We start from the raw sequence: 15,234 nt of genomic DNA on the forward strand, positions 1-15,234 counted from the left end.
CCCCGGCGGCGCCGTGGGCCCCGGCATTCTGCCCGTGCCGCCGGTTCCGATTTCTTGAAAGCGAAAATGGCGGTGCGGCAACGTTATTCACTTGTGATGTGGACGCCGGCGGATTTTCGCCGCCGCCGGCCCGGCGAACTTAGTTAGGTCGGGCTAAGTTGGCATGTCAGGGGCCTTTTGTCATATCGTTTTCAACACTCGTGGCGCGTGGGAAAAGGGCCGTCGTTCAGTGCTGCACGAAGGTGCCTCCTCCGCCAGACCGGCTAACACTCTCGGCCTCGGTTGCCCTCCGTGACTTTGCCGCCGAGAAGTGTGCACTCAGAGGTAGGTGGGAATGGCGCCCAGTCGTCAAGGCCTTTATGACCCCGCGTTCGAGCACGATTCCTGTGGTGTGGCGATGGTCGCCGACATGCACGGGCGTCGCAGCCGCGACATCGTGGAGAAGGCGATCACGGCGCTGCTGAACCTCGAGCACCGCGGTGCCCAGGGCGCCGAACCCAACACCGGCGACGGTGCGGGCATCCTGCTGCAGGTGCCCGACGCGTTCTTCCGGGAGGTCTGCGACTTCGAGCTGCCCGAGGCGGGTAGCTACGCCACCGGCATCGCGTTCCTGCCGCAGTCCTCCAAGGACGCGGCGACCGCGTGCGAATCCGTCGAGAAGATCGCCGAGGCCGAGGGCCTGCAGGTGCTGGGCTGGCGCGATGTGCCGACCGACGACTCGTCGCTGGGTGCGCTGGCCCGCGACGCGATGCCGACGTTCCGGCAGATCTTCCTCGGCGGCGCCTCCGGCATGGACCTGGAGCGGCGCGCCTACGTGGTCCGCAAGCGCGCCGAGCACGAACTCGGCACCAAGGGTCCGGGCCAGGACGGCCCCGGCCGCGAGACCGTGTACTTCCCGAGCCTGTCCGGGCAGACGTTCGTCTACAAGGGCATGCTGACCACCCCGCAGCTCAAGGCGTTCTACCTCGACCTGCAGGACGAGCGGATGACCAGCGCGCTGGGCATCGTGCACTCGCGGTTCTCGACCAACACCTTCCCGTCGTGGCCGCTGGCACATCCGTTCCGGCGGGTCGCGCACAACGGCGAGATCAACACCGTCACCGGCAACGAGAACTGGATGCGGGCGCGCGAAGCGCTGATCAAGACCGACCTGTTCGGCAGCCAGGACCTGGAGAAGGTCACCCCGATCTGCACCCCGGGGGCATCGGACACCGCCCGCTTCGACGAGGTGCTCGAGCTGCTGCACCTCGGCGGCCGCAGCCTGCCGCACGCGATGCTGATGATGATCCCGGAGGCGTGGGAGCGCCACGAAAGCATGGACCCCGCCCGGCGGGCGTTCTATGAGTTCCACGACTCCCTGATGGAGCCGTGGGACGGCCCGGCTGCGGTGTGCTTCACCGACGGCACCGTCATCGGCGCCGTGCTCGACCGCAACGGGCTGCGCCCGTCCCGGATCTGGGTGACCGAAGACGGCCTTGTCGTGATGGCGTCGGAGGCCGGTGTGCTCGACCTCGACCCGGCGACCGTGGTCAAGAAGATGCGGCTGCAGCCCGGCCGCATGTTCCTGGTCGACACCGCCCAGGGCCGCATCGTCGACGACGAGGAGATCAAGGCCGAGCTCGCCGCCGAGCAGCCGTACCGGGAATGGCTCGACGCGGGTCTGTTCGGCCTCGACGAGTTGCCCCAGGGTGACTACGTGCGGATGCCGCACCACCGCGTGGTGCTGCGCCAGCAGATCTTCGGCTACACCTACGAAGAGCTGAACATCCTGCTCGCGCCGATGGCACGCACCGGCGCCGAGGGCCTCGGCTCGATGGGCACCGACACCCCGATCGCCGTGCTCTCGGCGCGGCCCCGGATGCTCTACGACTACTTCCAGCAGCTGTTCGCGCAGGTCACCAATCCTCCGCTGGACGCGATCCGCGAAGAGGTGGTCACCAGCCTGCAAGGCGCGGTCGGCCCGGAGGGTGACCTGCTCAACCCCGGTCCGGAGTCGTGTCGCCAGATCGTGCTGCAGCAGCCGATCCTGCGCAACGCCGAGCTGTCGAAGCTGATCTGCGTGGACCCCGACCACGAGATCCGCGGCCACAAGCACGGCATGCGGGCCGCGGTCATCCGCTGCCTGTACCCGGTGAACCGGGGCGGCCAGGGTCTGAAGGAGGCGCTGGACAACGTTCGTGCCAAGGTCTCGGCGGCCATCCGCGACGGCGCCCGCATCATCGTGCTGTCCGACCGCGAGTCCAACGAACAGCTGGCGCCGATTCCGTCGCTGCTGTCGGTTTCCGCGGTGCACCACCACCTGGTGCGTGAGCGCACCCGCACCCAGATCGGGCTCGTCGTCGAAGCCGGCGACGCCCGCGAGGTGCACCACATGGCGGCGCTGCTCGGCTTCGGTGCCGCCGCGGTCAATCCGTACATGGCGTTCGAGTCGATCGAGGACATGGTGGACCGGGGTGTGATCTCCGGGATCTCCAGCGATCAGGCCAAGGCCAACTACGTCAAGGCCGCCGGCAAGGGCGTGCTGAAGGTGATGTCGAAGATGGGCATCTCGACGTTGGCCTCCTACACCGGCGCGCAGCTGTTCCAGGCCATCGGCATCAGCCAGAAGGTGCTCGACGAGTACTTCACCGGTCTGTCCTGTCCGGTCGGCGGCATCGACCTCGACGACATCGCCGACGACGTCGCCGCGCGCCACGCGCTGGCGTTCCTGGACCGGCCCGACGAGCGCGCGCACCGCGAGCTGGAGGTCGGCGGTGAGTACCAGTGGCGTCGTGAGGGCGAGTACCACCTGTTCAACCCGGACACGGTGTTCAAGCTGCAGCATTCGACCCGCACCGGGCAGTACTCGATCTTCAAGGAGTACACCCAGCTCGTCGACGACCAGAGCGAGCGGATGGCCTCGCTGCGCGGCCTGTTGAAGTTCCGTGACGGAGTGCGCCAGCCGGTGCCGATCGAGGAGGTCGAACCGGCCGGCGAGATCGTCAAGCGGTTCTCGACCGGCGCGATGAGCTACGGCTCGATCTCCGCCGAGGCCCACGAGACGCTGGCGATCGCGATGAACCGCCTCGGTGGGCGGTCGAACTCGGGCGAGGGCGGCGAAGCCGTCCACCGCTTCACCCCCGACGAGAACGGCGATTGGCGCCGCAGTGCGATCAAGCAGGTGGCCTCCGGGCGCTTCGGTGTCACCAGCCACTACCTGAGCAACTGCACCGACATCCAGATCAAGATGGCCCAGGGCGCGAAACCCGGTGAGGGCGGCCAGCTTCCGGGGCACAAGGTGTACCCGTGGGTGGCCGAGGTGCGGCACTCGACGCCAGGCGTCGGTCTGATCTCGCCGCCGCCGCACCACGACATCTACTCGATCGAGGATCTCGCACAGCTGATCCACGACCTGAAGAACGCGAACCCGCAGGCGCGCGTGCACGTGAAGCTGGTATCCGAAAACGGCGTGGGGACAGTGGCAGCCGGTGTGTCCAAGGCGCACGCCGACGTGGTGCTGATCTCCGGTCACGACGGCGGCACCGGCGCCTCGCCGCTGACCTCGCTCAAGCACGCCGGTGCGCCGTGGGAGCTCGGTCTGGCCGAGACGCAGCAGACGCTGCTGCTCAACGGTCTGCGCGACCGCATCGTCGTGCAGGTCGACGGTCAGCTCAAGACCGGCCGCGACGTGGTGATCGCCGCGCTGCTCGGCGCCGAGGAGTTCGGCTTCGCGACCGCGCCGCTGGTGGTGTCGGGCTGCATCATGATGCGGGTGTGCCACCTCGACACCTGCCCGGTGGGGGTGGCCACCCAGAACCCGGTGCTGCGCAAGCGTTTCGCGGGCAAGCCCGAGTTCGTCGAGAACTTCTTCATGTTCATCGCCGAAGAGGTCCGGGAACTGATGGCGCAGTTGGGCTTCCGCACCGTCAACGAGATGATCGGGCAGGTCGGGGCGCTGGACACGACGCAGGCCGCCGAGCACTGGAAGGCGCACAAGCTGGACCTGTCGCCGGTGCTGCACGAGCCCGAGTCGGCGTTCATGAACCAGGACCTGTACTGCAGCTCGCGCCAGGACCACGGTCTGGACAAGGCGCTGGACCAGCAGCTGATCACCCAGTGCCGCGAGGCGCTCGATCACGGCACGCCGGTCAGGTTCTCGACGACGATCGCCAACGTCAACCGCACCGTCGGCACCATGCTGGGCCACGAGGTGACGAAAGCCTATGGGGGTCAGGGACTTCCCGACGGCACCATCGACATCACGTTCGACGGTTCGGCGGGTAACAGCTTCGGCGCGTTCCTGCCCAAGGGCATCACGCTGCGGGTCTACGGCGACGCGAACGACTACGTCGGCAAGGGTCTGTCGGGTGGCCGCGTGGTGGTGCGCCCGTCGGACAACGCGCCGGCGGACTACGCCGCCGAGGACAACATCATCGCCGGCAACGTGGTGCTGTTCGGCGCCACCAGTGGCGAGATGTTCCTGCGTGGCCAGGTGGGCGAGCGATTCGCGGTGCGCAACTCCGGCGCCCACGCGGTCGTCGAAGGCGTCGGCGACCACGGCTGCGAATACATGACCGGCGGCCGGGTGGTGATCCTGGGTCCGACCGGCCGCAACTTCGCCGCCGGTATGTCCGGTGGGATCGCGTACGTGTACGACCCGGACGGCAAGCTGTCTGCCAATCTCAACGCCGAGATGGTGGATCTCGAAGATCTCGGCGGAAGCGGATCCGAGGACGCCGTGTTCGTCCACGGCCTGATCCAGGCGCACGTCGATGCCACCGATTCGGCGGTGGGACAACGTATCCTGGCTGATTGGAACGGTGAACTGGTGCACTTCAAGAAGGTGATGCCGCGCGACTACAAGCGCGTGCTGGAGGCGATCGCCGAAGCCGAACAGTCCGGTGCCGACGAGAACGGTGTCGCCGAGGCGATCATGGCGGCCGCCAATGCCTGATCCCCGCGGCTTCATGAAGGTCACCCACCGCGAGACGCCCAAGCGGCGCCCCGTCGATCTGCGGCTCAAGGACTGGCACGAGGTGTACGAGGAATTCTCCCTCGACACGCTCAAGTCCCAGGCCAGCCGCTGTATGGACTGCGGTATCCCGTTCTGCCACAACGGTTGCCCGCTGGGCAACCTGATCCCGGAGTGGAACGACCTGGTCCGCACCGACCGCTGGCGCGACGCGATCGAGCGGCTGCACGCGACCAACAACTTCCCGGAGTTCACCGGCCGGCTGTGCCCGGCGCCGTGCGAGGGCTCCTGCGTGCTCGGCATCAACCAGGATCCGGTGACCATCAAGCAGGTCGAGGTCGAGATCATCGACAAGGCCTTCGACGAGGGCTGGGTCGTCCCGCTGCCGCCGACCAAGTTGACCGGCAAGACCGTCGCGGTCGTCGGGTCGGGACCCGCGGGATTGGCTGCCGCGCAACAACTCACCCGGGCCGGGCACAAGGTCACGGTGTTCGAGCGTGACGACCGCATCGGCGGTCTGCTGCGTTACGGCATCCCCGAGTTCAAGATGGAGAAGCGCCACATCGACCGTCGCCTCGACCAGATGCGGGCCGAGGGAACGGAATTCCGCACCGGCGTGAACGTCGGCGCTGATATAACAGCGGCGCAGCTGCGCGCGGAGTTCGATGCGGTGGTGCTGGCGGGCGGTGCGACGGCGCGCCGGGATCTGCCGATCCCCGGCCGTGAGCTCGAAGGCATCTACCAGGCGATGGAGTACCTGCCGTGGGCCAACCGCGTGCAACTCGGAGATCCCGTGATCGACGAGGACGGGCAGCCGCCGATCACGGCCAAGGGTAAGAAGGTCATCATCATCGGCGGCGGCGACACCGGCGCCGACTGCCTGGGCACCGCGCACCGTCAGGGTGCGGCCAGTGTGCACCAGTTCGAGATCATGCCGCGTCCGCCCGAGACGCGTGCGGACTCGACGCCGTGGCCGACCTACCCGCTGATGTTCCGGGTCACGTCGGCCCACGAAGAGGGCGGCGAGCGCGTGTACTCGGTCAACACCGAGCAGTTCCTCGGCGAGGACGGCAAGGTCACCAAGCTGCGCGGCCACGAGGTCGAGATGAAGGCGGGCAAGTTCGAGAAGATCGACGGCACCGACTTCGAGATGGACGCCGACCTGGTGCTGCTGGCGATGGGCTTCACGGGCCCGGAGCGCGAGGGGCTGCTCACCGATCTCGGGGTGGAATTCACCGATCGGGGCAACGTCGCGCGGGATTCCGCGTTCGCGACGACGGTGCCCGGCGTCTATGTCGCCGGGGACATGGGTCGCGGGCAGTCGCTGATCGTGTGGGCGATCGCCGAGGGCCGAGCGGCGGCGGCGGCGGTGGACAAGTACCTGGTGGGAAGCACGGCGCTGCCGGCGCCGATCAAGCCGACGGCGGCGCCCCAGCGATGAGCGCTTGCGCGAAGAGCAGATAGTCCAGCGGTAGTCGCGGTAGGGCGTATCGCGCCCCATCAGTCTCACCAGTCACTCCAAAAACATCCGATCATTGTTCGGCGTGCCTGCCGGAGTTTGCCGGAGACCGGGCGTCTAATGACTTGGTGAGGGGGCTGGGGTAATGTGACTCCCCGGTTCAGCTATTACGCACCGCAGGAGTAATCGCCATGAGTCGCAGCCCGATTACCCGGACGAGGGTGGGTCGAATTGCCTGGACATTGCTACGTCACCCGGTCAAGAGCCGTGAGTACCCCGCCAAAGCCGAGCGTCTGATCACCGCGGACGAACTGCTTCGTTACGGCGTCTAGCGAACACGTTCCGGCTGTATTCGACGCCGGCGGGGCGGCCCAACGGGCGGTTTGCCGAACCGTTATCGTTTCGTGATCAGCTGCGGGCTTCGCTGTCCAGCAGCCCCGACGACCTGATCTTGTCGGCCAGCGGCTCCAGGACCGAGGGGTCGTACGGCGGCGGCAGATAGATGATCGCGAGGTCCAGACCCTCGTCACCGAGTGCGGCTGATTCGGCGATCACTTTGTCGATGTCGTGGTCCTGATCGAGGCGGACATGGGCCGACAGCATGATCTCTTTCGGGTCCCGGCCGATATCGGCGCAGTGCGCGGCGAGCACGTCGCGCTTGCGGGCGAACTCCTCGGGGGTGCCGCCGACGAAATTCCAGTGGTCGGCGTACCGGGCGGTGATCCGCAGTGTGCGCTTCTCGCCGCTGCCGCCGATACAGATCGGCGGATGGGGCTGCTGCGGCCCTTTCGGTTCGTTGCGGGCGTCCTTGAGTTGGTAGAACGTGCCGTCGAACGTCGTCGTCTCCTGGGAAAGCAGCCCGCGCAGCACCTGGCAGGCCTCCTCGAAGCGGTCGAAGCGCTCCTTGATGCTGCCCAGTTCGATGCCGTAGGCGCCTGATTCCTCCTCGTTCCAGCCGGCGCCGATGCCGAGCTCGAGCCGGCCGTTGGACACGATGTCCAGCGCCGACGCCATGTTGGCCAGCACCGCCGGATGCCGGTAGTGGATGCCGGTGACGAGCACTCCGACGCGCAGCCGGGTGGTCGCCTGGGCCAGCGCGGTCAGCGTGGTCCACCCCTCCAGGCACGGCCCGGTGGAGTCGGAGAAGATCGGGTAGAAGTGGTCGAAGGTCCAGCCCGATTCGAAGACGTCGATGTCGTCGGCGGTCTTCCAGATCTCGAGCATGTCGGGCCAGGTGGTGTTCTGCGGCGATGTCTTGAACGCGAATTTCACCCTGTCAAGGGTAGGCCGATGAGTTGTGAGCTTCCTGGTGGTCGGTATGGGCATGATCGATATGACCGCAGCCTGTGTGACGACCTCCCGGTTGTTGGGCCAGGTGAACGATGACCAACTCGGTGCGGCCACCCCGTGCACGGACATGAACCTGGGCGCGCTCATCGCCCACATCGGCGGGCTGGCACTGGCTTTCGAAGCGGCGGCGCGCAAGGACTTCGGTCCGCTGACCGACTCCCCGCCCGAGATCATCGACGCTCCGGAGCCCGACTGGCGCCAGACCTATCCCGAGCGTCTTGCCGAGCTCGCCGCGGCGTGGCGGGAGCCCGGAGCATGGCAGGGCATGTCGCGCGCCGGGGGCGTGGATTTCCCGGCCGACGTCGGCGGCATGATCGCGCTGACCGAGGTCGTGGTGCACGGCTGGGACCTCGCGGTGTCGGCCGGTCTGGATTACCACGCGCCGGGGGAGGAGACCTTGGCGGCCGTGCACGACCACGTCGCCACCTTCGCCGCGGAACCGATCGAAGGGTTGTTCGGTCCGGCCGTGCCGGTTCCTCCGGACGCACCGCTGCTCGACCGGGTCGTCGGGCTTACCGGGCGTAATCCCGGCCGACGCGCGGGATCGTCATAGCCGGCACTGCCGACCGACCTGCTTGCCGGTGAGGTAGTCGGTGTTCTGGTAGTTCGCCGCGGCGGTGGTGAGTTTGGCCGAGAGCTCTGTCGATTTCTGGAACAGTCTGGCACCCAGGTCGTTTCGGGCGTCATCGGCAGACGACATCGCCGCACTCGTCGCGGCGCACACCAGTCCGTGGGTGTGCAGGACCGACGCCGCGGCGGGGGCGGCCTCGCGGTTCGCGCCGATGAGCTGGTCCGCGGCCTGCCCATGCTTACGGGCGAGATCGTCGAGATGGCGGGTCACTACGTTGAGGTTGCGCTGGGGGTTTGTCATCGGGGCCTTTCCTGCGTGGTGTGGTCGCGGCGTCGCGCAGTGGTGCCCGCCCGGCCCCGGTGCCGGGTGGGATGCCGGGTGGGCGTGGCCGGGTTGCGCGCGAACTCGTCTGCGGTGCAGGGGCTTTCGTGTACGGCGTGGCGGGAGGCCCCCACGGGAAGTCGATGTCGGGAATCGTGTACGTGTCCGGGTCCGCGATGCGACTCGGCCGATCAGCCAGATCGTCTTTCTGCGGGATCAGCGTGCCGCACAGACCGCTCGTGTCGTCGTCGCGCTCCGTCGTGCCCGCGGTGTCGCGGATGGTCGTGAGGGCCTCGTGGTAGGCCTCCTTGGCCCGCAGGATCTGCCGAGCGCTGTGCAGCGAGGTCCCGGCCAGATCCTGCATAGACAGCGTCGTCACCCCGAGCGCCGCAGCGGCTGCGGCCATGTCGAGTGCCGCCTTCGCCGGGGCCAGCGGCGGGACGAAGTTCATCCACGCGGTGGTCAGGCCGAAGTCGTACAGATACTGGGACGTCTCGTCGAGCGTGCGCCGCGTGCGGATGACCTGGTCGGCTTCGCGGCCCAGGATGGCGGCGATCGCCGTGTCCGCTGTCTGCGTCGCGGACACGGATCGACGGTGCGCGTCGTTGGCGGCCCTGTAGGCCTCGGCGGCGCTGCCGTCCCATTGATCCTGCTGCGGCGCCGCGCGGACGACCGTCTTCAGTACATGCTCAAGGCGGTCTGCGGACCTGCCCAACCCGCCGCCGGCATCGGGATCACCGGACCCGGTCAGCGCCTTCTCGCTCTCGATGACCAACTGGGCGGCGGCGAGGATCGCCGAATCGGCGAGCTTGGCCATCGCGCCGAGGTACCGCGCCGGCACCTGGCCGAGGTGAACACCGAGGTGGTGCAGCCCCTGCGCGACCCCGGTCACGTCGCCGAGGAGGTTCCTGCCGTCGGTCACTGCACCGTGCACGTCGCCCGTCGCGATGTTGCCGACCAGGCTGGGTGCATCTGTGACGGCGCTGCGGACACCGTCGCCGATGTCCATCAAGTCTTTGGCTGTGCCCACGCAACTCCTCCCTGGGTTCGACCGTAACGCGGTCGCCGAGGGGGTCGCGACGGAAGATTTCCCGCACGATCCGGGCACACTGGTGGACATGGACCCGGTCATCGCGCTGCGCCAGATCGCGTACTACAAGGACCGCGCCCGAGACGATCCGCGCCGGGTGATGGCCTACCGCAACGCCGCAGATGTGATCGAGGCGCTGACCGAGCAGCAGCGCGAGAAGCACGGTGCGGCCAACAGTTGGCAGTCGCTGCCGAGGATCGGACCGAAGACGGCCAGAGTGATCGCGCAGGCCTGGGCCGGTCAGGAACCCGACGTCCTGGTCGAACTGCGCGAGAGCGCCGAGGACCTGGGCGGCGGGGACATCCGGGCCGCCCTGCGCGGCGATCTGCACGTGCACTCGAACTGGTCGGACGGCTCGGCGCCGATCGAGGAGATGATGATCGCGGCCCGCGACCTCGGCCACGAGTACTGCGCGCTGACCGACCACTCGCCGCGGTTGCGGGTCGCCAACGGCCTGTCCCCGGAACGGCTGCGCGAGCAACTCGACGTGATCGACGAGATCCGCGAACTCGTCGCCCCGATGCGGATCCTGACCGGTATCGAGGTCGACATCCTCGAGGACGGCTCCCTGGACCAGGAGGACGAGCTGCTCGAACGCCTCGACATCGTGGTGGCCAGCGTGCATTCGAAGCTCGCGATGGACGAGGCCGCGATGACCCGGCGGATGCTCAAAGCGGTCGCCAACCCGCACACCGATGTGCTCGGGCACTGCACCGGGCGGCTCGTCACGGGCGGGCGCGGTGTGCGCCCCGAATCGAAGTTCGACGCCGAGAAGGTCTTCGGACTGTGCCGTGACGCGGGCACCGCCGTCGAGATCAACTCCCGGCCGGAGCGCCGGGATCCACCCACCCGCCTGCTCACCCTCGCGATGGAGATCGGCTGTCTCTTCTCGATCGACACCGATTCGCACGCGCCTGGACAACTGGAGTTTCTCGGCTACGGAGCCCAGCGTGCGCTGGACGCCGGCCTGGAACCCGAACGGATCGTCAACACCTGGGCGGTCGAGGATCTGCTGGCCTGGGCGCGCGCCTGACCGGCCGCGCATCAGTCCGCAAGCATCGGCATCTCCAATCCCGGGTCACGTCCCAGCAGCACGCCGCGGGTGAGCGCCGAGGTGCCGTAGCGCCCACGCACGCGGTCGATGGCGAGATCGACCGGCAACGAATCCCGGCGGCCCGCATCGGCGAACGGCAGCTCCAACTGCTGGGCACCGTCGCGGTCGATGTTGGACACCGCGAAGCCGACCAGCGTCAGCCCGCGCTCGGCGATCAGCGGACCGGCATCGGCGACCAGCCGGCGCGCCGCGGCCAGGATCGCCTCCGTCGACGCCGTCGCCCGTGCCATCGTGTGCGACCGCGTCACCCGGGTGAAGTCGCCGAAGCGTAAGCGCAGCACCACCGTTCGGCCCGTACGGTCGGCGGCGCGCATACGGCGGGTGATGCGGTCGACCAGATTGACCACGACCGCGTCGATCTCGGCGGCCGACATGGAGCTGCCGGAGCGTCCGAGCGCGCGCTGCGCCCCCACCGAACGCCGCCGCCGGCCGGTGACCACCCGCCGCCGATCCACGTTGTGCGACAACGCGAACAGTTGCCTGCCCATCGCACCGCCGACCAATGAGCCCAGCGTGGTCTCGCTCAGTTCGGCGACGTCGGCGACGGTCTCGATACCGTGGGCGCGCAGCTTGTCGGCGGTCTTGGCGCCGACACCCCACAGTCGCCGCACCGGCAGCGGATGCAGGAACGCCAGCTCCCGATCGGGCGGGACCAGCAGCAGACCGTCGGGTTTGGCTTCCTGGCTGGCGACCTTCGCGAGGAACTTGGTGCGCGCGATCCCGACGGTGATCGGCAGCCCGACCTCGTCGCGCACCCGCTCGCGCAGTCGTGCGCCGATCTGGACCGGCGTCCCCGACACCCGCCCCAGCCCCGACACGTCCAGGAAGGCCTCGTCGACCGACACCGGTTCGACGAGTGGGGTGGTGTCCCGGAACACCTCGAACACGGCGTCACTGGCGGCCGAGTACGCCGACATGCGGGGTGGCACGACGATCGCGTGCGGGCACAGCGCGCGTGCCTGGCGCCCGCCCATCGCGGTGCGGACCCCGAAGGCCTTGGCTTCGTAGCTGGCGGCCAGCACCACCCCGCCGCCGACGATCACCGGGCGCCCGCGCAGCGACGGATCGTCGCGCTGCTCGACCGAGGCGTAGAACGAATCGAGATCAGCGTGCAGGATGGCTGCCGGTGTGCCGGACACGAACATATGTTCGCATCGGGGACCGACAGCTCAGGGAGTCTCGCCGTAGATGCTGGTGACCCACACGTGCACGAGGTTGTCGAGCACGCGGTCGTCGGGGAGTGCGGGGGAGTGCCCGACGAACGCCGACACCATCACCGCCTCGTTCATCAGGTTCAGCGCGGTGGCCAGCTCACGGGCCGGCAGCGTGACCGGTGCGGCACCGCGCGCCCGCTCGGTCTCGATCACGCCGGCGATATGGTCGATCCAGCGCTGCATCGACGTCGCCCACAGTTCGCGCGACGCGGTGTCGGTGGTTTTCGCCGCGCTCGCGGCCGCGCACACTGCGCGATGGGCGCCGAACGTCTCGACGAAGACGTTGATGCCGTTGCGCCAGATCAGCCGGCGGTCCTCGGGCGGGTTCGCGATCAGATGCGCCAGCGCGGCATCCGCGTCGGCGATCACGCGCTCCAGCAGGCTGTGCAGCACCGCGTCCTTGGACGGGAAGTAGAAGTAGAACGTCGGTCGGGAGATACCGGCACCCTTGGCCAGGTCGTCGACCGAGATCTCGGCGAGCGGACGCTGCTCGAGCAGGCGTTCGGCCGTCTCCAGGATCGCCAGCTCGCGGTCGTCGCCGGAGGGGCGCGCAGCGCGCCTGCCGCGCGACGGGCGGGCCTGTCCTACCGTGGTCACATCGCAGACTTTACACGCTGTCGATTCCTTCGACAGGGTGTTGACGTATTCGACACAGCGTTGATAGCTTGACGCCATGACCGAATTTGTCGACGTAGTCATCGTCGGAGCCGGGATCTCCGGCATCAGTGCGGCCTGGCATCTGCAGCGCAACGCCCCGGGTAAGAAGTTCGCGATCCTGGAGCGCCGCGACAAGCTCGGCGGCACCTGGGACCTGTTCAAGTACCCCGGCATCCGCTCGGACTCCGACATGTACACGCTCGGATTCCACTTCAAGCCGTGGGCGACCGATCAGATGATCGCCGACGGACCGTCGATCTGGAACTACCTGAACGAAGCCGCGACCGAGAACGGCATCGCCGACCACATCCGCTACGGCCACAAGGTGGTCACCGCGAACTGGTCCGACGAGAACCGTCGGTGGGAGCTGACGATCGAACGGGACGGTGAGCGGTTCGAATTGCACGCCGGCTTCCTGTGGGCCTGCAGCGGCTACTACAACTACGACGAGGGATTCTCTCCGGAGTTCCCGGGCGCCGACGAGTTCGCCGGCACGCTGGTGCACCCCCAGCACTGGCCGGAAGACCTTGACTACCAAGGCAAGAAGGTCGTCGTGATCGGCAGCGGCGCGACCGCGATCACGCTGATCCCGGCGCTTGTCGACACCGGGGCCGGGCACGTGACCATGCTGCAGCGCACCCCGACCTACATCGGCTCGCTGCCGGACAAGGACCCCTTCGCCGCACGCGCCTACCGGCTGCTGCCGGAGAAGACGGCCTACCGGATCGTGCGGTGGAAGGCGATCCTGCAGGCCACCGCGCAGTACCAGGTGGCCCGCGCTCTGCCGAACACATTCCGAAAAGCGTTGCGCACCATGGCTGAACGCCGGCTGCCGGACGGTTTCGACTACGACAAGCACTTCTCACCCGCCTACAAGCCGTGGGACCAGCGAGTCTGCCTGGCCCCGAACGGGGACCTGTTCAAGGCCATCCGCAAGGGCAAGGCCGACGTCGTCACCGACACCATCGAACGGTTCACCGCCGCCGGAATCCAGTTGACCTCTGGCGCGCACCTCGACGCCGACATCATCGTCACCGCAACAGGTTTGAACGTGCAGTTCTTCGGTGGCGCCGAGGTGCTGCGCAACGGAACTCCCCAGGATCTCGCAGACTCGGTGGCGTACAAGGGGATGATGCTGTCGAACGTGCCGAACATGGCGTTCACCTTCGGCTACACCAACGCCTCGTGGACGCTCAAGGCGGACCTGACCTCGGAGTACGTCAGCCGGCTGCTGGAGTACATGGACGAGAACGGGTACGACACCGTCGTTCCGCGTGAGCCGGGCAGTGACGTCGAGCGGCTCCCGTTCGTGGACCTGACCTCGGGCTACATCAAACGGGCCCTCGACCAGCTGCCGAAGTCAGGGTCGAAGGCGCCGTGGCGGCTCAAGCAGAACTACCTCGTGGACCTTCGGGTGATCCGCAACGGCAAGATCGACGACGACGCGTTGGAGTTCACCAGCGCGCGGTCGCCGGTCACAGTCTGACGACCAGCTCGCGGAGACGACTAGCTCGCAGCGACTAGCTCGCACAAACGATGACGATCCCGTCGTCGTCGCTGTAGGCGATGTCACCCGGGGTGAACACCACGCCGCCGAACTCGACGACCGCGTCGCGCTCGCCGTCTCCGGTCTTGGTGCTCTTGCGCGGGTTGGTGCCGAGCGCCTTGATACCGATGTCGAGTGTGCGCAGCGTGGACGCGTCGCGCACCGCGCCGTTGACGATCAGGCCGGACCAGCCGTTGGACCGGCCCAGCTCGGCGATCACGTCGCCGACGAGCGCGGTGTGCACCGACCCGTCGCCGTCGATGACGAGCACACCGCCGTCGCCGGGTTCGGACAGCACGGACTTCAGCAACGCGTTGTCCTCGAAGCATCGCACCGTGGTGATGGGCCCGGCGAATTCGGACCTGCCGCCGAACTGCCGGAACTGCAGATCACAGCTGCGGACGTCCGGGCCGATCTCGTCGACGAGGTCTGCGGTGGGGCGGGGCGTGACGGTCACGTCGGGTGTTCCTGTCAGTCGGTGCTGTTGCGGCGGGCGGCCAGCAGCACGATCACCAGCGCGAGCACACCGGCGACGACCGCGGCGGCGATCGGCAGACGTGAGGAGTCCGGCGCGGCGGGCGGTGCGGGCACCGGGCTCGTGACGGCTGTGCTGGCGGTGGCGACAGTCGATTTCGCCTGCGCCGCAGCTTCCTTCGCGGCGGACGTCAGGTCCGCGACCGGCTGATCGGCCGGCTTCTCGGCGGGCGCTGCTTTCTCGGCCGGCGCTGCTTTCTTGGCCGGGGCCGCCTTCTTGACGGGTGCGGCCTTCTTGGCCGGGGCCGCCTTTTTCGCGGGAGTCTTCTTCGCCGCGGCGGCCTTCTTCGCTGGCGCCGCTTTCTTGGCCGGGGCGGCCTTCTTCGCGGGGGCCTTCTCCGCCGGCGGGGTCGCCGGCGGAACCGGTGGGGTTGCGGTATCGGGACTTTCGTCGTGCCCGTCCGGCTGGTCTGGCATGGCGACCATC

The 15,234-nt window shown here is 68.1% G+C and carries 12 protein-coding genes; 5 read left to right on the top strand and 7 right to left on the bottom strand.

Annotated elements, in window-relative coordinates; all coding sequences use genetic code 11:
* Positions 1 to 334: 334 nt before the first annotated feature.
* Both gltB and NTM_RS08410 read left to right on the top strand, forming a co-directional pair.
* On the top strand, positions 335 to 4,933 hold the full coding sequence (gene gltB / locus NTM_RS08405) for a glutamate synthase large subunit (protein WP_104865173.1): 4,599 nt from the start codon (positions 335 to 337) through the stop codon (positions 4,931 to 4,933).
* A complete protein-coding gene (locus NTM_RS08410) occupies positions 4,926 to 6,392 on the top strand; it encodes a glutamate synthase subunit beta (RefSeq protein WP_104865174.1) in 1,467 nt (488 codons plus the stop codon). Before gltB ends, NTM_RS08410 begins: the two co-directional genes overlap by 8 nt.
* A gap of 426 nt (positions 6,393 to 6,818) precedes the next feature.
* Here the strand turns inward: NTM_RS08410 and NTM_RS08415 are convergent, their stop codons facing one another.
* Entirely contained in the window at positions 6,819 to 7,682 is an 864-nt protein-coding gene (locus NTM_RS08415; protein ID WP_104865175.1) for an LLM class F420-dependent oxidoreductase, read from the bottom strand.
* A 52-nt stretch (positions 7,683 to 7,734) separates the two neighbouring features.
* Here NTM_RS08415 and NTM_RS08420 point away from each other — a divergent pair, with 52 nt between their 5' ends.
* Positions 7,735 to 8,313 (top strand): TIGR03086 family metal-binding protein, encoded by a 579-nt coding sequence (locus NTM_RS08420; protein ID WP_104865234.1) that lies wholly within the window; start codon positions 7,735 to 7,737, stop codon positions 8,311 to 8,313.
* On the opposite strand, the gene NTM_RS08425 is transcribed toward NTM_RS08420, so the two are convergent.
* Together NTM_RS08425 and NTM_RS08430 are read right to left on the bottom strand one after the other, a co-directional pair.
* Positions 8,308 to 8,601, bottom strand: a complete 294-nt coding sequence (locus NTM_RS08425; RefSeq protein WP_161499484.1) for a type VII secretion target — start codon at positions 8,599 to 8,601, stop codon at positions 8,308 to 8,310. The genes NTM_RS08420 and NTM_RS08425 overlap by 6 nt on opposite strands.
* Positions 8,570 to 9,682 carry an EspA/EspE family type VII secretion system effector gene (locus tag NTM_RS08430; RefSeq protein ID WP_142407185.1) on the bottom strand — a complete coding sequence of 371 codons (1,113 nt, stop codon included), beginning with the start codon at positions 9,680 to 9,682 and terminating at the stop codon, positions 8,570 to 8,572. Before NTM_RS08430 ends, NTM_RS08425 begins: the two co-directional genes overlap by 32 nt.
* Before the next feature lie 88 nt (positions 9,683 to 9,770).
* Here NTM_RS08430 and NTM_RS08435 point away from each other — a divergent pair, with 88 nt between their 5' ends.
* On the top strand, positions 9,771 to 10,775 hold the full coding sequence (locus NTM_RS08435) for a PHP domain-containing protein (RefSeq protein WP_104865235.1): 1,005 nt from the start codon (positions 9,771 to 9,773) through the stop codon (positions 10,773 to 10,775).
* A gap of 11 nt (positions 10,776 to 10,786) precedes the next feature.
* Here the strand turns inward: NTM_RS08435 and dinB are convergent, their stop codons facing one another.
* Positions 10,787 to 12,001 carry a DNA polymerase IV gene (gene dinB / locus NTM_RS08440; protein ID WP_104865178.1) on the bottom strand — a complete coding sequence of 405 codons (1,215 nt, stop codon included), beginning with the start codon at positions 11,999 to 12,001 and terminating at the stop codon, positions 10,787 to 10,789.
* Between the two features lie 24 nt (positions 12,002 to 12,025).
* Positions 12,026 to 12,667: a TetR/AcrR family transcriptional regulator gene (locus tag NTM_RS08445; protein WP_232079661.1), complete on the bottom strand. Its 642-nt coding sequence runs from the start codon at positions 12,665 to 12,667 to the stop codon at positions 12,026 to 12,028.
* Positions 12,668 to 12,743: 76 nt separating this feature from the next.
* Between NTM_RS08445 and NTM_RS08450 the strand changes: the two genes are divergently transcribed.
* The gene (locus NTM_RS08450) at positions 12,744 to 14,213 is read left to right on the top strand and encodes a flavin-containing monooxygenase (protein WP_163766030.1); all 1,470 of its coding nucleotides are present in this window, start codon (positions 12,744 to 12,746) and stop codon (positions 14,211 to 14,213) included.
* Positions 14,214 to 14,247: 34 nt separating this feature from the next.
* Here the strand turns inward: NTM_RS08450 and rraA are convergent, their stop codons facing one another.
* Positions 14,248 to 14,730, bottom strand: coding sequence for a ribonuclease E activity regulator RraA (gene rraA, locus NTM_RS08455; protein ID WP_104865181.1), 483 nt, complete (start codon positions 14,728 to 14,730; stop codon positions 14,248 to 14,250).
* Positions 14,731 to 14,744: 14 nt separating this feature from the next.
* Positions 14,745 to 15,224, bottom strand: a complete 480-nt coding sequence (locus tag NTM_RS08460) for a hypothetical protein (RefSeq protein WP_163766031.1) — start codon at positions 15,222 to 15,224, stop codon at positions 14,745 to 14,747.
* Between the last annotated feature and the right edge of the window lie 10 nt (positions 15,225 to 15,234).

This window comes from Mycolicibacterium parafortuitum (genome assembly GCF_010725485.1).
In the GTDB taxonomy this organism is placed as follows: domain Bacteria; phylum Actinomycetota; class Actinomycetes; order Mycobacteriales; family Mycobacteriaceae; genus Mycobacterium.

Bases quoted from the DNA above. Each gene is read 5' to 3' on its own strand.
- gltB (WP_104865173.1), top strand. From the start codon at position 335: ATGGCGCCCAGTCGTCAAGGCCTTTATGACCCCGCGTTCGAGCACGAT.
- NTM_RS08420 (WP_104865234.1), top strand. From the start codon at position 7,735: ATGATCGATATGACCGCAGCCTGTGTGACGACCTCCCGGTTGTTGGGC.
- dinB (WP_104865178.1), bottom strand. From the start codon at position 12,001: ATGTTCGTGTCCGGCACACCGGCAGCCATCCTGCACGCTGATCTCGAT.
- NTM_RS08410 (WP_104865174.1), top strand. From the start codon at position 4,926: ATGCCTGATCCCCGCGGCTTCATGAAGGTCACCCACCGCGAGACGCCC.
- NTM_RS08435 (WP_104865235.1), top strand. From the start codon at position 9,771: ATGGACCCGGTCATCGCGCTGCGCCAGATCGCGTACTACAAGGACCGC.
- NTM_RS08460 (WP_163766031.1), bottom strand. From the start codon at position 15,224: ATGCCAGACCAGCCGGACGGGCACGACGAAAGTCCCGATACCGCAACC.
- NTM_RS08450 (WP_163766030.1), top strand. From the start codon at position 12,744: ATGACCGAATTTGTCGACGTAGTCATCGTCGGAGCCGGGATCTCCGGC.